Origin of the sequence: Lewinella sp. 4G2 (assembly GCF_001625015.1) — a bacterium.
GTDB lineage: Bacteria > Bacteroidota > Bacteroidia > Chitinophagales > Saprospiraceae > Neolewinella.
Map to the genome: position 1 here is coordinate 3,584,737 of NZ_LVWJ02000014.1, position 19,790 is coordinate 3,604,526.

General features: G+C 53.7%; 10 protein-coding genes. 7 read left to right on the forward strand and 3 right to left on the reverse strand.

All coding sequences use genetic code 11. The annotated features are described in order from the left end of the window. The first annotated feature begins 90 nt into the window (after positions 1–90). From A3850_RS14800 to A3850_RS14830, 7 genes are all read left to right on the forward strand, one after another. Complete coding sequence (locus tag A3850_RS14800; RefSeq protein ID WP_068218092.1) at positions 91–3,387, forward strand: TonB-dependent receptor; 3,297 nt, start codon at positions 91–93, stop codon at positions 3,385–3,387. Positions 3,388–3,409: 22 nt separating this feature from the next. Beyond that, positions 3,410–5,089: a RagB/SusD family nutrient uptake outer membrane protein gene (locus A3850_RS14805; RefSeq protein ID WP_068218093.1), complete on the forward strand. Its 1,680-nt coding sequence runs from the start codon at positions 3,410–3,412 to the stop codon at positions 5,087–5,089. 124 nt (positions 5,090–5,213) lie between these two features. Next, entirely contained in the window at positions 5,214–6,701 is a 1,488-nt protein-coding gene (locus A3850_RS14810) for a PQQ-binding-like beta-propeller repeat protein (RefSeq protein ID WP_068218096.1), read from the forward strand. A gap of 5 nt (positions 6,702–6,706) precedes the next feature. Further along, entirely contained in the window at positions 6,707–8,185 is a 1,479-nt protein-coding gene (locus tag A3850_RS14815) for a VCBS repeat-containing protein (RefSeq protein WP_068218099.1), read from the forward strand. A gap of 65 nt (positions 8,186–8,250) precedes the next feature. Next, entirely contained in the window at positions 8,251–11,601 is a 3,351-nt protein-coding gene (locus A3850_RS14820) for a VCBS repeat-containing protein (protein ID WP_068218102.1), read from the forward strand. A gap of 61 nt (positions 11,602–11,662) precedes the next feature. Next, positions 11,663–15,103 (forward strand): VCBS repeat-containing protein, encoded by a 3,441-nt coding sequence (locus A3850_RS14825; RefSeq protein WP_068218105.1) that lies wholly within the window; start codon positions 11,663–11,665, stop codon positions 15,101–15,103. A gap of 177 nt (positions 15,104–15,280) precedes the next feature. Continuing rightward, entirely contained in the window at positions 15,281–16,018 is a 738-nt protein-coding gene (locus A3850_RS14830) for a S24 family peptidase (RefSeq protein ID WP_068218108.1), read from the forward strand. Positions 16,019–16,369: 351 nt separating this feature from the next. Here A3850_RS14830 and A3850_RS14835 read toward each other — a convergent pair whose 3' ends face one another. From A3850_RS14835 to A3850_RS14845, 3 genes are all read right to left on the reverse strand, one after another. Then, on the reverse strand, positions 16,370–17,113 hold the full coding sequence (locus A3850_RS14835) for an enoyl-CoA hydratase-related protein (RefSeq protein WP_068218110.1): 744 nt from the start codon (positions 17,111–17,113) through the stop codon (positions 16,370–16,372). Positions 17,114–17,119: 6 nt separating this feature from the next. After that, positions 17,120–18,091, reverse strand: a complete 972-nt coding sequence (locus tag A3850_RS14840; protein ID WP_068218114.1) for a nitronate monooxygenase family protein — start codon at positions 18,089–18,091, stop codon at positions 17,120–17,122. Between the two features lie 63 nt (positions 18,092–18,154). After that, entirely contained in the window at positions 18,155–19,585 is a 1,431-nt protein-coding gene (locus A3850_RS14845) for an NAD-dependent succinate-semialdehyde dehydrogenase (protein ID WP_231915333.1), read from the reverse strand. Between the last annotated feature and the right edge of the window lie 205 nt (positions 19,586–19,790).

Sequence of the window (19,790 nt, forward strand, 5' to 3'; positions counted from 1 at the left end):
TACATCCCGAGCTAAAGCACAATTAAAGAACCTGGAGACTGACGTGGTCTCCTTTTTACATTCACTATTTTTTCATACAAAACTTGATTTATGAAAGAGATTTTACAAGCTCACGACGGGCGACGCTGGCGGGCCTTACCGCGGCTGCTTGGCGTAGCGGTCATGCTTTTGCTTTCGACCGGTTGGGCCATTGGCCAGACCGTGTCTGGTACCATTTTAGATGATACAGGTTTTGGTCTCGTAGGCGCCACGGTTCTCGTGGACGGTACGACGACCGGTACGGTTGCCGACCTTGATGGCAACTTCACGATCAAAGCATCCCCGGAAGATGTACTGATCATCAGTTTCACTGGTTATGCGACCCAACGGATCACCGTTGGCAACCGTAGCCAGATTGACGTTACCCTTGCTCCCGACGTTGCCGTTCTGGACCAGGTCGTTGTAACGGGTTACACCCAGCAGCGGAAAGGTGACATCACCGGTGCCGTTGCGGTTATTGATTCCGAAGAGCTGACCGCAGTTGCGGCGACTTCGGTTAACCAGCAACTCGAAGGACGGGCGACTGGTGTAAACACTTCCACTTCCGGTGCTGCCGGATCGGGTACGAACATTCGTATTCGTGGTGTTTCCTCCTTTACGTCAAATGACCCGCTAATTATCGTTGATGGAGTTCCCCAGTTAAACAACTTCCTCAATAATATCAACCCGAATGACATTGAGTCCGTGCAGATCCTGAAAGATGCCTCCGCGGCTTCGATCTACGGTACGCGTGCCCTTAATGGTGTAGTGATCATCACGACCAAACTAGGTAAGTCCGGCCGCCCCAAGGTGACCTACGATGCCTACTACGGTGTGCAGGACCACGAACGCGGTTGGGATGACATCCTCATTCAGAACCCTGAGGATTACGCTGAGATCTTCGTACGTAGTTACACTGACCAGGGCCTCCTCCCCGGTGTTGGTACCATCTACGGCGACAACGGTAATACTGACCTGACCAGCGATTACATTTTTGCTTGTGACCAGTGTTTCACGAACGGTGAGGTGGACGAGTCGCTCTACAGCTACCCCAACAACCTGATCATGCGGGCCAACCGCGAAGGCACCAACTGGTGGGAAGAAACGATGGAGACTGCTCCAATTACTGACCACACCCTCGCCATCAGTGGTGGTAACGATGCGGGTTCCTACCGTATCTCCGCGAACTACATGGACCAGCAGGGTACGATGCGGAACACTTACTTCCAACGGATGAGCTTACGCGCTAACTCTCGGTGGAAAGTTGGCCGCCTGACGATTGGCGAAAACCTTAACATCAGCCGCGTTACTTCGGTAGGCGTCCCCGGTGGTAACCAGGGTGAGCAGGGTACGCTGATGCAGATTGTTAAGGCACAGCCCATTATTCCAGTATATGACATCTCTGGTGTCAACTTCGCCTCCGGTAAGACTACTGGCCTCTCCAACGGTACCAACCCCGTTGCCCGTACGGAGTACAATAAGGACGATGTTGGTGAATTCGACAACGTTACCGGTAGCCTCTTCGCACAGTTTGAGGTGATCGACGGTCTGAGTTTGAAGTCTCAAGTAGGCCTCAACTACGGTGTAGGTGGTGCCCTTAACTGGGGCAACCCGACCTTTGAAAACTCCGAGCCAACTACGCAGAACAGCTTCTCTGAGTACCTCAACCGGAGCTACAGCTGGGTTTGGACGAACACCGTGAATTACCAGAAGAATTTCGGTGAGCGCCACAACGTAGGTGTAATCGCCGGTTACGAAGCACTGCGTGATCGCTTCCGTGGTATCAACGGTAGCTTCGCTCAATTCTTCCTCAGCGACCTTTCTACTCGTTACCTCAGCGCATCTCTTGCTAACCCGGAAACGCGTAACGTGAGTAGTAGCGGTAGCGAATCTACCTTGCTCTCTCAGTTTGCTCGGGTGGACTACACTTTCGATAACAAGTGGTTGCTAAGTGCTACGGTACGCCGTGACGGTTCCAGCCGCTTTGGTGATGAAAAGTTTGCCATCTTCCCCGCAGCCAGTATCGGCTACCGGATCTCCGAAGAAGCTTTCATGCAGGATGTAAGCTGGTTGACCGACCTGAAACTTCGCGCTGGCTACGGTGTCGTTGGTAACCAGGATTTCGGCAACTACAACTTTGTAAACCGCTTCGGTGGTGGAACGGGTAGCACGTTCTACGCAATTGGCGGCGGCAACTCACTCGCTACGGGTTACACGGCCACGAGCCTTGGTAACGCGCAAACCGGATGGGAAGAAAAGGCCACCCTCAACGGTGGTTTCGACGCTACTATTCTGGACGGAAAAGTTACCGTTGTGCTTGACCTTTACCAGTCAAAGGTCAACGATCTACTCTTCAACCCGACCAACCCAACCACTCAGGGTAACATCGCACCTGCGTTCGTGAACATTGGTGAAATGGAAAACCGTGGATTTGATCTGGCCTTGGGCTGGAGACCTCAGATTCAGGATGTTAAATTCAACATCAGCGCCAACATCAGCCAGTACAATAATGAGATCATCGCTATTGACGGCGTTCGTGAAGAATTCTTCGGCCGTGGTGGTCAGGAGATTCGTATCGGTAACATCCAGATTAACCGCGTAGGTGAGTCAATTGCTTCCTTCTACGGTCTTCAGACGGACGGTATCTTCCAGAACCAGGCTGAAGTGGACGCTGCTGCCGCTCTGGATGGTGACCCAACCACTGCTTTCCAGGAGCAAGCCCGTGTAGGTGCCTTCCGCTTCAAGGATGTTGACGGTTTTGACCCTGAGACTGGTATGCGTACCGGACAGCCTGACGGTGTCATCAACGATGCTGACCTTTCCATCATCGGTAACCCTCACCCCGATCTGACTGCCGGTTTGAATATTGGTGTTGACTACAAGAACTTCGATTTCACGATGTTCTTCTTCGGTAGCTTCGGTAACGACATCTTCAACGCGACCAAGCAATTCACCATCTTCCGTCAGTTCGATACGAACGCCAGTACGGAACTGTTGACCAACTCCTGGAGCCCCGAGACGCCTAACAACACTTTGCCCGCGCTGAACATTAATGATACGTACAGCCGGACGCCTTCCGATTTTTACGTCGAAGACGGGTCGTACGTACGACTTAAGCAGCTTCAGTTGGGCTACACCCTTCCGAACTCTATCGGTGGCGACGTATTTAGCAGACTCCGCTTCTACGTTCAAGCCCAGAACCTGTTTACCATCACCGGTTACTCCGGCCTGGACCCTGCACTTTCCACTTTCGGATTGGGTAACGGTAACAACGGTGGCGGTGACGCTGATGACTTGTTCATGGGTGTTGACAATGGTAACTATCCGACGACTCGCATCTTCATGCTTGGTGTGAACGCCGCGTTTTAATTGAGATCTTAAATAATATACAATGAAGAAATTACTAAAACTTGGCGCCCTGGCCGGCCTGTGTGCACTGGCCTGGACGTGTAACGAGGAAGAATTCCTCGATACTCCACCGCAGGGCGTACTTGCGGAAACTAACCTGAGCGCTCGCGCGGGAATTGATGCAGCCCTGATCGCTGCTTACTCTCGTACGGACGGTTGGGCACAAGACTGGGGAACTGGAGGTTGGTCCGGCATGGCTGCCAACAATTGGGTCTTTGGATCCATCCCCTCGGATGATACCCACAAGGGTAGCGAACCTTCGGATAACGTTGCATTGCAGCAGGTAGAACTCTACCAATGGGCCCCCTCCATCGATGACTTTCAGGCGAAGTTCCTCGTATCCTACGACGGAATCGTGCGAGCCAACCAAACTATTCGTCTGCTGGCTGCCAACACCGATATTGGTGATGATGACCGGAACCGCCTCCTCGGTGAAGCTACCTTCCTACGTGGCCATTACCATTCTGAACTCTACAAGGTTTTCAAGAACATCCCCTACTTTGACGAACTGGAAATTGACTTCCGTAAGCCGAACGATCAGGATATTCTGCCGAACATCATTAAGGATCTGGAAGATGCTGCCGCACTACTTCCAGCAACTCAGAATGACATCGGTCGCGCTACCAGCGGTGCTGCGAACGCCATCCTTGGGCGTCTGCACATGATCGATCGCAACTTTGCTGCCGCTAAAACGGCACTGGACAAAGTACAGGGCTACGAGCTACAGGATTGTTACCACGACCTCTTCTCCGTTGGTGGTGAAGATGGTTCCGGAATGATCTTCTCTAGCCAGGCTTCCGTAAACGACGGTGACCCCGCGGGTGACAATGCCAACTTCTCTATGCGTTTGGCTAACCCACACGGTGGATCTCCGATCGGCTGTTGTGGTTTCCACCAGCCTACCCAGAACCTTGTGAACGCTTACCGCGTCGATGAAGATGGTCTCCCACTTCGTGACAACAGCTTTGACACCAATCCTACCCCCGATGAGTTGGTAGATCCCCGTCTTGACTGGATCGCTGGTCGTGACGGAATCCCCTTCCTAAACTGGGGTACGCACGCTCCGGGTTGGGTACGTGACCGTGGTTACTCTTCCGAGTACAACACGAAGAAGTTCAACCAGGCTGACGGATTCTCTTCCAATGTAGGCTGGGTAGCGAATCAGTTGAGCCCAATTAACGTACCAATTATCCGCTACGCTGATGTCATCCTTATGCTCGCTGAGATCGACGTTGAGAACGGCGACCTGGAAGCTGCCCGTGCAAAAGTGAATCAAATTCGTGAGCGCGCCGGCAATTGTGCTCAAGGCGCCGATGAAGTCCCCGTACCGATTGATGATCCTAGCACCGTGCAATCCTACGCCGTGGGTACGTACGATGATGCATGGACCGATCAGGATGATGCCCGCGAAGCGGTACGTCTCGAGCGCCGTCTCGAACTTGCTTTCGAAGGCCACCGTCTGTTTGACCTCCGCCGCTACGGACAGGACTACTTCATCAATACGATGGAGGACTACTTTGACGTAGAGGAGGACCGCCGCCCCTTCCTGCAGGCTCGCAACGAAGTGCAGGCCCGCCACATGCTTTTCCCGATCCCTACTCAGGCTATTCAGCTGAGTTTGGTCGACGGAGAGCCTACGCTCCGCCAGAACCCAGGTTACTAGGTTCCAGCTTATCCTAATCGGATAATGAAGCCCTCCATTCGCTCCGGCGGATGGGGGGCTTCTTACTTTATGGGTTGCACTACACCCCGAGTTGCCTTCCTCACTACCCGGTTATCTTTACGCCATGAGCTACCCTAGTTCTTTAGGTATTCACATTTGTGGTTGGCTACTCATCGTATGTTGCAGTGCCTGCGCCTTCGAAGCTGACGATTGGTCAGTAGAGATTCCCGCCATCGGCTCGTCTTCGTCTCCGGTAGCAGTCGACTTAAATGATGACGGGCATCTCGACATCGTGATGGGTGGGGCGGCGAAAGAATTTACCAGCTTGGAAAATGCCGTGCTCGCTATTGACGGACGGGACGGCCACTTACTCTGGCAAGTACCGGGTCACAATCAGATCGTAGGTTCCGCCATATTGCAGGACATTACGAACGACGGTATACAGGACGTATTCATCGGAGGGCGCTCGGCAATGTTCAAGGCAATTGATGGCCAATCAGGTGCGGTACTATGGGAATTCCTGCCCTACGACGCTACGTTGGATTACGTCAACGACACTACCCTACTCAATTTTTTCACCCCGCAGTGGGTAGATGATCAGGATGAGGACGGGTACGACGATCTACTTTCCGCATACGGAGGGTTTGTCAAAGCCAGGCCGGGTGACACCTTAAGGCCAGCAGGATACCTGATGGTTTTAAGTGGGAAAACTGGCCAGGTAATTGCCAAGGCCATGGTCACGGATGGCAAGGAAACCTACGTTTCTCCGTTGATACATGACTTCGGTAATGGCCCCGAAGTCATCTACGGTACGGGTGGAGAGGACATCAGTGGCAACCTTTACCGAGTTAGCCTTAACGACGTATTATCTGAAGACCTTAGCTCATCAAACATAGTGGCAAGGGGCGGCACTAAAGGAATGATTGCCCCACCGCTGCTGACCGATGTCAACATGGACGGAACGACGGATATCGTTGTTGCCTCGGTGGATGGCCGCGTCATTGCCGTCGACGGGCGTACCAACCAGAGAATTTGGGAAACGGGCCCAGAAGGGGATTTCGACACCTACGTCATGCCCGCACCGGGGTACTTCTACGGTGACGACGATACGCCCGATTTTTTCGCCAGCTTCGGCCGCGGTGCGTGGCCGGATACGGAGTTCACCGTTCATACGCTGATTGACGGAAAGACTGGTACCATTGTGTTTCAGGACACCCTCGGCAGTTTCCAGTATGCCTCACCGGTGGTGGCAGACTTTACGAATGATGGCCGGCCGGACGTCTTGCTCAGCATTAATGACATCCTGGTGGACTCCACCGCGTACGGGAGTAATAACTTAAGAAGGAACCAACTCTACGTCTTTCCTAATGGGCAGGGGCCTCCCCGACTAGCCAACGCCTCTGAATTGGGCACCAACTTAGGCTCCACTCCATTGCTGACCGATCTCGACCACGACGGGAAGCTCGACCTAATCACCGTGAATATGGCTGACCCGCTCGAATTTTACTCCTTCAAAAACATCCGGATCACCCGCCGAGAGTTGAACCTGCCGGCTGATCGCATCAGCTTCGGGGAGTACATGGGCACTAATCGCAAAGGTTACTTCCAATAATAACTATGAAGAGCCTATTCTTACTTGCCGGACTGACGGCTTTGCTACTGTCACTAGCATACTGTACGTCAACCGAACCGACTTCAACGGAGGCGCAATTGGCCGAAATCCACTGCGGTAATTGCCACGCCACCCCTACTCCCGATTTGCTCACAAAGGAGATTTGGATCTCCAAAGTCATGCCACTGATGGGAGCCTACCTGGGTGTTTACGAAGTACACGATCGGGACTTTTACTTAAAGGATGAGTTGGAGCGTCCTTACCTGGAAACGGTCTTCCCGGCTGATCCCGCTATCCCGGATAGCACTTGGAGGGCCTTGAAAAATTACTTCATCGAGGGGGCGCCGAACGCCCTTCCGCTTCCCGAGGAGGTACCAACCGTTTACGCCCAGAATCGCTTCACCATTAGGGAGATCACGGACCCGGCGGTTACCCCGGCCCCATCGCTTAGCACCTGCGTCAGCGCCCAAACTGAGGAAGGGTTTGCCTTAGCAACGCTATTTCGAGAGGGTAAGAGCCTAGTGAGAAATTTCGACGGGCGGGGTCGCGTAACGAATACAGATACCCTCAGCAGCGCCGTATCTCAGTTGCCCAGTGCGTTTGGTGATGCTCACCTGATGATGGGAAGCCTCGTTCCGTCCGATGTGCCATCCGGCACCTTATCGGGGCAGTCGAGCAGAGAAGACAGTCTCCGAAGACCACTCGCATACGCTACCCTGGATCTCAATTTGGATGGGGTTATCGATACCGCCATTGCGGAATACGGCAACCGTCTGGGTGCGCTTAGTTTGCTTACGGCGGGCGAAAAGCTTACGCTTTCACCGACGCCCGGTGCAATTCGGTTGCGCGTAGCTGATCTAAATCAAGACGGACACGATGATCTTGTAGCGCTGTTTGCACAGGGGGATGAACGGATAGAAGTCTACTACGCAGGTGATGGCTTTCGACGAGCTAAACGCCTGGTCCGCTTCCCTCCAAGCTACGGCTCTTCCGATCTGGAAATAATCGACGTAGATGGTGATGGTGATCTGGATTTCATACACACCGCCGGTGATAATTATGATTACCGCCCGATCCCAAAACCCTATCATGGCGTGCGGATTTTTTCCAACGAAGCGGGTGCTTTCACCGAAACCTACTTCTACCACCTGCACGGTGCCTACGGCGTGGAAGCGGCTGATTTTGATCAGGACGGAGACGTCGATCTGGCGGCCATTGCTTACTTCGTGCCACCTCTGAACCGCGCCATCAAGGGCTTCGTGTACCTCGAGCAGACTAAAGATTTGATCTTTCGAGCAAGCGGTTTTGAGAAGCCGGTAGATCAACACTTCATCGTGATGGACAAAGGTGACGTAGATGGAGACGGCGACCTGGATCTTGTCATTGGGAACTTCGCTGCCTACCTTCCGGACGGCTTCCCCGATCTCCGCCGGCCCGCCGATCGTAAGCCAGCCGCCATCGTGCTGACGAACACCCTAAAATGACGAAGGCCTAACAGCGTCCGGACGCAGAAATCCTTACTTTCGCCCCGCATCATTTTAAACTGTTTATGAATCGATCACTGCTGGCGTTATTCAGTTTTTCCCTGTTGTGTTTTTCCTGTGTTGACAATGGAACCGTTGATAATCCGACCTCAGAAAACAGCTACGTTCCGTTCGTAGAATCGGCAACGGGGGTAGATTTCATTAATACCGTTACGGAGGGTGAGGAATTCAACGTCCTTTCCTACCGGCTATTTTATAACGGCGCCGGGGTTGCCATTGGCGATTTGAATGGCGATGGCCAAAATGATCTATACTTTGCGGCCAACCAGGGGGAGAACCAACTCTACCTTAACCAGGGGGAGCTCAATTTTCAACTAGCCGAGGGCGCTGCCGCAGGTGCAGGGAAATGGGCTACGGGCGTCACTACCGTTGATGTGAATGCTGATGGCCGAATGGATCTCTACGTCTGTGTATCGGGCAAAGACGATGGTGAAGCGCGGCAAAACCTGCTCTACATCAACGAGGGTAACAATGAGCAAGGGGTACCACAATTCACCGAAGCCGCAGCGGCCTATGGCTTGGCGGACCAGGGTTACTCCACCCAGGCGGCCTGGTTCGATTACGATCGGGATGGCGACCTGGATATGTATCTACTCAACAACAGCTACCTCAACCCCGAAAAGATCAACGCCCGCGGTGAGAACCGGAACGAGCGCGACGACGAAGGGGGCGATAAACTTTTCCGAAACGACGCCGGGCCGAATGGCCACCCGGTGTTTACGGACGTGAGCGAGGAAGCAAACATCCTCGGAAGCCGGATCGGATTTGGCCTTGGCTCCTCCCTTACCGACGTAAACAGTGACGGTTGGACGGACATCTACATCAGCAATGACTTCTGGGAGAGAGATTACCTCTACATCAATCAGCAGGACGGCACTTTCTCCGAAGAATTGGTGGACCGGACCGGCCACGTCAGCATCAGTTCGATGGGGTCCGATGCCGCAGACCTGGATAATGATGGGGATACCGAGATCTTCTCTACAGATATGCTACCGGGGGATAACCAACGTATCAAAGCTTCAACGGTATTTGATAGCTACGACGCGGAGACCATCAAATTTGGTTTCGACTATCACCACCAGATCTTACAAAATTGCCTTCAGGTAAACGATGGCAACGGCAACTTCAGGGAAACGGGCCATTACAGCGGAGTGGCCTCTACCGATTGGAGCTGGGGCGCACTTTTATTTGACATGAACAACGATGGCCTGAAAGACATCTTCGTTGCCAATGGAATCTACCGGGACATCATGGACCTGGACTTTGCCGATTTTCTGCAAGATAAGGAGCAACTGGGCGATCTCGTCCGAGAAAAGGGCCGCTACGACTGGCGGGACGTCGTTGAGTTGATGCCGCACAACGACCAACCCAACTACGCCTTCATTAATCAAGGGGAACTTCGCTTCGACAACGCCGCGGCCGCGCTTGGATTGGCCAATCCCTCGTTCTCCAACGGGTCCGCCTACGGTGACCTGGATGGGGACGGCGATTTGGATCTCGTCATCAATAATGCCAACCAAAAGGCGGGGGTGTTCATCAACCAGAGTAGCCAATCCGGACAGAGTTGGCTGGGTCTAATTCTGGACGGCCCCGAGGGCAACGCGGAAGGCATTGGCGCTAAGGTGACGCTGTACCAAGATGGTCGCGAGCAGACCCTGGAACAATTTACTAGCCGTGGATACCTCGGCTCCTGTGGCCCTGAATTGATCTTCGGTCTGGGAGATATCGCGGAAGTAGAGCGCGTCGAGATTCGCTGGCCCGACGGCAAAATGCAGACCATTAACCAACCCACCAGCAATACTTACCTGACCGTGAATCACAGTGATGCGGAGGAGGTTCCCGCGCCTGACGAAGCGTTCGCAGCAGAACCTATGCTGGATGCGGCATATGATCTGCTGGATATCCCTGCCGTCCACGTAGAAAATGACTTCAATGACTTTGCGGTGGAGCCATTGCTACTACGGAAGCTTTCCGAAGTAGGTCCCGAAATCGTAAAAGGAGACGTCAATGGAGACGGACTGGAGGACTTCGTTGCGTTGGGTTCCTGGGATGATCCGGACAAACTCTATCTACAGCAGCCTGACGGCACTTTCGCCTTTAAGCCAAACGGTTCCTTCGATGCAACCAAGCAAAGGGAAAGCACGGCCGGAGCGTTTTTCGATAGCGATGGTGACGGTGACCAGGATCTGCTGATCGCTTCCGGCGGAAATGAGTTTGAGCGTGGCTACCTGAAGTACGCCGTCCGCTTTTACGAAAATGTCAATGGTGTACTCGTAGTCAATAATGTACTTGCGCCTCCGTACGCCGGAGGGGAAATCAGCTGTATCAAGGCAGAGGATATCGATTTTGATGGTGACATTGATCTGTACATGGGCGGCCGCGGTGTTCCTGGAAACTATGGTCTGACCGCTCAATCTTTCCTCTTCATCAACGAAAAGGGAAGCTGGCTAAAGATGACGCCGCGAGACATCGCCACGGCAGGATTGGTAACGGACGCCGTCTGGACCGATCTCAACACCGACGGGCGCCCCGACCTCGTCATGGTGGGTGACTGGATGCCCATCACCGTAGCGTTCATGCTCCACGACGGAGAGATCAGTGGCATCTTTGAAATCCCCAACTCCGCTGGCTGGTGGAACACCGTAGAAGCTGCTGACCTGGATGGTGACGGTAAAGAAGACCTGGTCCTTGGCAATTGGGGGCTCAACTCTAAGTTAAAGGCCAGCACGGAGCGCCCGCTCTCCCTCCACGTGAAGGATTTCGATGGCAATCAGAAATCGGATATCCTCGTAGAGTGGTTCCCGCCCCACGACGATAAGGCTTACCCATTTGCGACCAAGAAAGACATTCAGGCCCAACTGCCCCACCTCAAACGGAAAACGCTGAAGTACAATGACTACGCGCAGGCTACCTACGAAAGCCTCTTCACGGACGAGGAACGCAGTGACGCCGAATCCCGCACCGCTACCGAATTGCGGTCCTGCGTAGTATGGAACAAAGGGAAAGGTAACGTCCGGATTGAACCTCTGCCCTGGCAAGCTCAATTGACCTGCCAGTACGCCGTTGCCATTGGCGACGTCAACGGTGATGACCGGCCCGACCTCTGGCTAGGCGGCAACCAATTTGGCGTCACCCCCCAGGTAGGAAGGCCGGACGCTGGTCGCGGCACCCTACTGCTGAATAAAGGCAACCGCGAATGGGAATACGTCGATAATCAAAAGGCAGGTGTCAATATTCCTGGCCAGGTGCGGGACGCCACCTTCATCGATCTGGCCAATGGCGGCAAGGGATTGCTAGTGGGGTGCAACGACGACACCTTACGTACCTACCGCCTAAGCGAATACGCTACGAAGTAAAGTTGCGGAGTAACTGCTCTCTGCGATTTACCCTTTTGCCTCCCACCCTAACTAAACGAACATGTTCCACATCGCCCGGCGCATACTGCTGTTCATTGGATTGGCCACCGCAACTACTGCGTGCGAACCGACTACGCCAACTCAGTTTGACCGGCTGAGCCCCGAGCAAACGGGGATCACCTTCACGAATGAACCGGGCGAAACGGATAGCTTCAATATTTTGACCAATGAATACATCTACAACGGCGGCGGCGTGGGTGTCGGGGACTTTAATCAGGACGGCCGGCCCGACCTATTCTTTACCGGGGCGGCCACCGAGAATGAGCTCTACCTCAACGATGGGGACTTTTCTTTTCGTAACGTATCCACGATAGCCGGCATCGGTGGGGGGTCCCGCTGGAATAATGGGGTGACGGTAGTGGACGTCAATAATGATGGGCTACTCGACATTTACGTTTGTGCAACCACTCGCCAGGCAGCTAAGGATAGGTCCAATCAGCTGTTCCTTAATCAAGGAAACGACGCTAAGGGTATTCCCACCTTCAAAGATGTTGCCCCTGCTTACGGTATTGCAGACACTAGCCACAACACCCAGGGCGCATGGCTGGATTACGACGGCGATGGCGATTTGGACCTCTTCCTGCTCATCAACAAAATGGTTGATAACAAGCGGCCGAATGACTTCAGTAATAAGGTGGATGACGGCTCCGGTTCCAGAACGGACCGGCTGTACCGACAGGACCAAGTCGACGGTAACATCGTTTTTACCGAAGTAGGTAAGGAGACTGGTATTCTAAAGCAAGGGTTCAGCCTCGCCGCAACGGTCTGCGACCTCAATCGGGACGGGTGGCCGGACCTCTACGTTTCGAACGATTATTTGAGCAATGACCTGGCTTACCTTAACGTCGAGAAAGAAGGGCAACGCGTATTTGAGGAGATCAGCTACGGCATCACCAAACACACCAGTTACAGCGCGATGGGCAATGACGTGGCCGATCTTAACAATGATGGCCTACCCGATATCATCGCCGTGGACATGCTCCCAGCTGATAATCTGCGGCGGAAGATGATGTTAGCCTCCAACAACTACACCTACCTTATTAACCTGGAGCGGTTTGGCGTCCACCCACAATTCACCCGCAATACGCTGCAACTAAGCCGGGGCCTGCGGACGGATACCTTCAGCGATTTACCCCAGTACGGGGAAGTCGCCATGCAGGCTGGCTTGCCCGCAACGGACTGGAGTTGGACGCCCCTCGTCGCTGATTTCGACCTCGACGGGATCAAGGACATCATCATCACAAATGGCTTCCCAAGAGACATTACGGATAAGGACTTTGGGGATTACAACGTCACCAATAGTCGGTACCTCAGCCCGGGAGCCCTGCTACCTAAGATACCCTCCGTCAAAATTCCCAACGTGGCTTACCGGGGTGTATCCATCGCTGATGGAATGCCTACCTACGAGGACGCCAGCCTGAATTGGGGGATTGACGTGCCGAGCTTCAGCAACGGTGCTGCCTACGCCGACCTGGATGGAGATGGCGACCTCGATTACGTCACCAATAATATTTACGACGCCGCCCACGTGTACCGGAATAATACGATTAGTGGAGAGGATGCGAAGTTGACAAGTATTCGTATCGCGCCCGCGAAGGATCTGACCGACGTGGAGTGGTTCGGTGCGGAGGTCATCCTCCTGAACGGAGATTCGCTCGAGAGTTTTTTCCTCCACCCCCACCGTGGATACCTCTCTAGTCAGGGACGGGAATTGAGAGTAGCTGGTATCCACGGATTGGATACCAAAGTGGTCGTCCGCTGGCCAGGAGGTGAGTTGCGGGATTACGGTTCCGTGTCTACCCTTCCCACCAAAGGTCTGCACCCAGGTGGTGGGACACCCATTGCTGACTTGCCCATTTCTTCGGCACCCGCGGCAGCGCCGTATTTGACCACAATGCCTAGCCCGCCTTACGTGCACGAGGATTTGGATTATATCGATTTTAACGTTCAACCCATGCTCCTCCATAAACTAACGGAGCAAGGGCCTGCGGTGGCGGTGAGCGACATCGATGGAGATGGATACGATGACCTCTACGTGAGTGGAAGCCTGGGGAAAAATGGATCGTTTCTGATGGGAAACGCGACGGGATACGAACCCGTGGCCACCCTGATTAACGATGCGGAAGACGCGCCGGAAGAACTGGGCAGCCTGTTTTTCGATGCCGACGGCGATGGTGATGAGGATTTGTACATCGTGAGTGGGAGCTATGAATACGATTTAGAAAATGGAGACTACGATGATCGCCTGTACGAAAATATTGGAGGTCGGTTCGTTAGAGCGACCGGTGGTTTGGAAGGAGAGATAGTCGCATCAGGATCTTGTGTACGCGCTTCGGACATCGATGGAGATGGAGACCTCGACCTCTTCGTGGGTACTCGGGTGGTCCCGCACGCCTACCCCACCCCCGCCGCTAGCGCTTGCTACCGTAATGAATCAACCTCTGGAAAACTTCGGTTCGTGTTAGACGAAAAGTGGACGAGTAATTTAGCATCCGTCTCCAATGTTTCTGATGCCCTCTTCACCGACGCGGACAATGACGGTGATCAGGATTTGTTGATCGCAGGTGAATGGTCTGCCCTTCGCTACTTTAAAAATGACGGCGAACAATTCGTAGATGAGACTACCGTAACAAATCTTGGTGAGGCAACTGGTTGGTGGCGATCCATCACGCCGGGGGATTTCGATAACGATGGAGACGTAGACTACATCATTGGAAATACCGGTGAAAATTCGATTCTGCGCCCATCAACGACGTTCCCGGTGCAAGCCTACGTTGGGGACATTGACGACAACAAGGGGACCGATTTTATCCCCTTTACCTACCTGCGGTCGGTAGATGGTGAATACAGATCCTACCCCTACTTCGGCAGAAACGACTTCGCCAAACAAGTTAACAAGGTGAAAGCAGAATACCTGACCCACCGCAACTTTGCGGATGCCGACGCCGGGCAGTTCCTCGCTGGTTCGCCCCCCGAGTCACTGCTGTCGGTCAACGAAAGCAGGAGCGTGCTACTCAGGAATGATGGTGGCAAGTTTTTCATAATGCCACTACCCGCTTCGGTGCAAGCCAGCCCGATATCCGGTGGGCAGGCAGTGGACCTGAACGACGATGATTTACTGGACGTCGTTTTGATCGGGAACGAAAGAGGTGTAGAAACCTCGCAGGGAGGGATGAATGCAGCGAATGGTCACGTACTGATCAATCAGGGTAACCTGACCTTCAAAAGCTTGAATAATGCGGAAAGCGGATTCACGGTACCTGGAGACGGACGCGCGCTCGTCGTAGCCCGTACGCCCAACTCACGCCGGCTGATCGCCGCCCAAAATCGAGGGCCCCTGGTTATAAGCTCCATCGTCGCAAAACCGCTAGCCGCGACTACACGAAAACAAGAGCAATACTGGGGTGCGGGATACCTATCCCAGAGTGGACTTCGCCGGTAACGAAGAGCGGTAGTGGAAAGTTAGTTTTCAAAACAAGGCTTCCAACAAAGTGTATTATTCAACAAAATGGAGCCATTTTGAGAAAACAAACATAAAATTTGAAGAAAATGTGAGGAAAGTTTGCGGGGCTTGTTGGAAATGTTTTAATTTGCTTCCAGATACAACTGATACCACATTATGATTACAGAAGACAGAAGAGAACTTAACAAGCGGTTTCGCGAGGTTTTCGGCATTTTAGAAGAGCGCGGTAAGATCATCAAGAATGATCGAAATGGCCGTGGCCTCGGAGATTTCGCCAAGAAGATCCTCAACAACCGGTCCTACGGCCACATCGTTCGCGCTTACCTCAACGACGACGACAAGCGCTGCATCAACTATGAGCAGGCGCGCCGCGTGTGCAACGAGTACGGCGTTAACCACAGCTACCTCCTGGAGGGCGAAGGAACTCCGTTTGGGTTCGATCTCCCCGCTCCGGTAGAACCGCAGGGCTCCGACTCCCCTACCCCCAACATCCTCTTCACCACAACCGAAGCCTTTGCCGGTTCGCCGGTCGATAACAGTAGCTTCGTGCAGGAGACACATGATTTCTTCCGCATCCCGGGGCTGGGTGGCGGTGGCTACGTAGCCTTCCCCATTAACGGTAACTCCATGGAGCCCGTGATCAACAGCGGTGATACCGTGATCTGCAAGGAAATCGATAGCATCAACGAGATCAAGGACAACCGCATCTACGCCGTTCGTTCTAACGGCAAGATCTGGATCAAGTACGTTCACAAGATCTACGACGGTGGCAATCGCCGCGTGAAATCCCTCAAACTGATCTCGGCCAATTACCTGGAGTACGATCCCTTCGTCGAAGAAGTGGACATGAGCACCAAGCTCTACGAAGTAGTTCGGCGCGTCAGCGAGCTCTAGTAGCCGTACTAACCCCGCAAGGCATGTGCTTCACGCGGATTAAACTCAAGTGAAGACGTTCTTCGGCGCAGAGTATTGCTCAGCATGCACCTGTAGAAATAACCGGTCCGGTCTTCTTCCCCTAGAGAAATACTGGTGAAGAAATTAGGGCTCCGCTGATTTACCGTCGGCGCACCCTTCAGCGACTGCTGTTTTTTGTTTTGTCTCCCGGTCTCATCTCAATGGTGAGGACCGGGAGCTTGCATTTTGGGCCTCTGAATACCCTTAAACCTGGACTCCGAGAATTACTAGTTGACAGGTTACCCAGCCGCGCAAAATTGGATACTAGCTATTGATAGGCCCCCGCAAAATCTAGCTCAACTTCCGCATCATTACTCCAGCGCTGTAGTGCGCTACGGCCTCCAGGCTATTCTCCAAATTATGGTCCGCGGCGTAGGCTAGCTGATGCTTGATACCCGTGATGGCTGCAGCATCTTTCTCGGCGATCTGCTTCGCTACCGAGAGCGTATGTTGGATAAGTTCTTCGTAATCCGGAAGAACGGCATTGACGAAGCCTACGGACTTACCCTCGTCAGCACCCATCTTCCTTCCCGTCATCGCCAACTCAGTGGTCAGGCCGGGGTTAATGATGCGGGGCAATCGCTGCAGCGTACCAATATCCGCCACGATTCCAAAGTCGATTTCCTTCACGACGAAGTAGGCGTCCGCCGAACAATACCGGATGTCACACGCCGTAGCGATGGCGACGCCGCCGCCAATGCACCCACCCTGAATGGCCGCCAAAACTGGCTTATCACATTTAGCAATCGCGGTAATGTTACGTTGGATCTTGGCAATGAAGCCGGCCAACTTAGCCCTGGTCTCCGGGCCAACTGGCTGAGCCTGCGCCGCCAGACCGTGAAGAACGACGAGGTCCATACCGGCACACCAGTGTTTCCCCGTCCCCGTGAGGACAATAACGTTAACCTCATCGTTAGCACTCAATCCCGTGAACGTATCCTCTAGTGCTTGCCAGGCGGCTAGGTCCAGGCTGTTGGCCGTTGCAGCCCGATCAAAGTCGACCCGTGCTATCCGATCATTGATGGTGACTTTCATGATTCCTTACTTGTAGTTAGCGAGGCGGTCCGCTTGCCGCTGCATGGCGGCGACCATATCATCATGCAGACGCTCCACCAATTCGCTCACCGGCGGGTTATCGTGGATGGTAGCCACACCGTGCCCGGCGCTCCATAGATTCTTCCAGGCTTTTGCTTCGTGCTCGGCGCCGAAGTCGGCCTTGGCTTTTTGGTCCCACATATCTTTAGTGATACCGGCAGCCTCCAGACTGCCGACCATCCAGTTTGCGGGGATGCCAGAGACGGAGGCGGTATAGATGATCTCTCTGCTGCCCGAATCGATGATCATTTGCTTATAAGCTTCATCCGCGATGGCCTCCTGAGTGGCGATGAAGCGTGTCCCCATATAACAAAGGTCAGCCCCCATTTGAAGAGCGGAAGCGATGTCGTCACCGGTACTGATGGCTCCACCCAGCAATACAACCCCGTCAAACATCTTGCGAATCTCGGCTACGAAGGGCATGGGGTTCAGCGTGCCGGCGTGACCACCGGCTCCGGCGGCAACGCAGATCAGTCCGTCGCACCCAGCATCGATCGCCTTTTGCGCGTGGTAGGTATTGGTCACGTCGTGGAAGACCAATCCGCCGTAACTATGGACGGCATCGACAACGTCTTTCACCGCACCGAGGGAAGTAATCACCAGTGGTACCTGTTGGCGGACGATCACTTCCAGATCCGGCATTACGCGTGGATTGGTTTTGTGGACAATCAGGTTGACACCGTAGGGCGGAAGCTTCTTCCCCGTGGCCTTTTCTTCAGCAGCAAGAGCACTTTTGATCTCAACCAGCCATTCTTCGAAACCTTCGGTTGTCCGATTATTAAGCGCTGGAAAAGTACCGAGGATTCCTGCCTTACAGCATTCAATCACGAGCTGCTGGCGGCTAACGATGAACATGGGGCTCGCCACGACGGGCGTTCTAAGATGGAGGGAGTCAAGAATTTGCTGGCGATCTTTCATGGCTCCAAGGTACAGCACAGTTTGCGAAAATTCGCTGGCTCTTGCACCGGGCATATGGCCTTCCTAAAATTGTTGCCGCAGGTACTTTGTCGTAAGATACTCCTCAATCCCGTAGGGACCTCCCTCCCTACCAAAACCGGACGCCCCTACCCCACCGAAAGGAGCACGGTGATCTGAGATGGCTCCGGTGTTGATCCCTACCATCCCGCTATGCAGGGCGGCGGAAACTCGGCGGATTTGGCCCACATTATTGCTGTAGAAATAAGCGGCGAGGCCGGCATCCGTATCGTTAGCCATTTCAAGTGCTTCCCGCTCAGACGCAAAGGTGGTGATGGCAACGACCGGCCCGAAGATCTCCTGGCGCCACAAATCCATTGAGGGCTTGCACCCGGTCAGCAAGGTTGGTTCGAAGTAGGTGCCGCCCAGAGCGGAGCGCTTCCCACCCATTACGAGTTGGGCACCCTTTGTAACGGCATCAGCAATCAGGTCGTCTACCTTTTTGGCGGCCGCTTCGTTGATGAGGGGGCCAATGTCGGTTCCATCCTTATTACCTGGTCCAACGATTAAAGCTGCCATTCTATCCATCAATTTTTCCGTGAAGGCATCTACGAATTTTTCGTGCACCAAAAAGCGGTTGGGGCAGATACAGGTCTGGCCGGCGTTCCGAAATTTTCCTTGCATCGCACCTGCGACAGCGCCATCTAAATCAGCGTTCTGAAACACGATGAATGGTGCATTTCCACCCAATTCTAGTGAAAGGCGTTTTAATGTCTCGGCACTCTCGCGCATCAGGAGTTTACCTACGGCCGTGGAGCCCGTGAAACTCAGTTTACGTACTACCATGGAATCAAGTAGAACTTGTGCCAAGGGAGTAGGATTTGAAGTCGGTAACACGTTTACGACGCCAGCCGGTACGCCCGCTTGCTCAGCCAGCACCGCCAGGGCGAGTGCAGTGAGTGGCGTATCCTCCGCGGGCTTGATGATGACGGTACATCCAGCGGCGAGGGCCGGAGCCACTTTACGGGCAATCATTGCCAACGGGAAATTCCAGGGAGTGATGATGGCGACGACGCCTACGGGAACTTGGTGGATGCGGCTTTCTGAGTTTGGCCCATTCGTAAGCAAATCACCGGCGATGCGTTCCGCTTCGGCCGCGTAGTAAGCCAGGTAATTCGCGCCGTAGCGTACCTCACTTGCCGCTTCTCCCAGTGGCTTACCTTGTTCCGCCGTCATCAGCGATGCCAATGAATCATGATGTTTATCTACCTCATCGTACCACGCCCGCAAGATGCTTGCCCGCTCCGTTGCCGGCCGTAATTTCCAATCCTCCAAAGCGCTGGCCGCTACCTCGATAGCTTGCCTGGCTTCCGGCGCGCCACAATCCGTGACCATCGCAATACGCGCTCCAGAAGCCGGGTTAGTGACGGCGAAGGACTTGGCCGTAGTACTATCAACCCAGGCTCCACCAATGTAAGCTTGATTTCGGACCAACATATTGTCTGTTCGGTTTTGTGAGTAAGTCATATCAGAGTTTCGTGTGATCAAATAGGGCGCTGCCGCAGGTGCCACAATCCGGACCGAGATGCAGGACCATACGTTACTGATCCAAAATCCAGCTTCAGCAAGGTACTCTTCCTTTTGTTTGAAAACTGGTAAAAATGGGGAATCGCGGACCCGGATAAATGGCTCAAACTTCCAA

Excerpts from the sequence above, each read along its gene's own strand:
- A3850_RS14800 (WP_068218092.1), top strand. The coding sequence starts at position 91 with ATGAAAGAGATTTTACAAGCTCACGACGGGCGACGCTGGCGGGCCTTA.
- A3850_RS14805 (WP_068218093.1), top strand. The coding sequence starts at position 3,410 with ATGAAGAAATTACTAAAACTTGGCGCCCTGGCCGGCCTGTGTGCACTG.
- A3850_RS14810 (WP_068218096.1), top strand. The coding sequence starts at position 5,214 with ATGAGCTACCCTAGTTCTTTAGGTATTCACATTTGTGGTTGGCTACTC.
- A3850_RS14815 (WP_068218099.1), top strand. The coding sequence starts at position 6,707 with ATGAAGAGCCTATTCTTACTTGCCGGACTGACGGCTTTGCTACTGTCA.
- A3850_RS14820 (WP_068218102.1), top strand. The coding sequence starts at position 8,251 with ATGAATCGATCACTGCTGGCGTTATTCAGTTTTTCCCTGTTGTGTTTT.
- A3850_RS14825 (WP_068218105.1), top strand. The coding sequence starts at position 11,663 with ATGTTCCACATCGCCCGGCGCATACTGCTGTTCATTGGATTGGCCACC.
- A3850_RS14830 (WP_068218108.1), top strand. The coding sequence starts at position 15,281 with ATGATTACAGAAGACAGAAGAGAACTTAACAAGCGGTTTCGCGAGGTT.
- A3850_RS14835 (WP_068218110.1), bottom strand. The coding sequence starts at position 17,113 with ATGAAAGTCACCATCAATGATCGGATAGCACGGGTCGACTTTGATCGG.
- A3850_RS14840 (WP_068218114.1), bottom strand. The coding sequence starts at position 18,091 with ATGAAAGATCGCCAGCAAATTCTTGACTCCCTCCATCTTAGAACGCCC.
- A3850_RS14845 (WP_231915333.1), bottom strand. The coding sequence starts at position 19,585 with ATGTTGGTCCGAAATCAAGCTTACATTGGTGGAGCCTGGGTTGATAGT.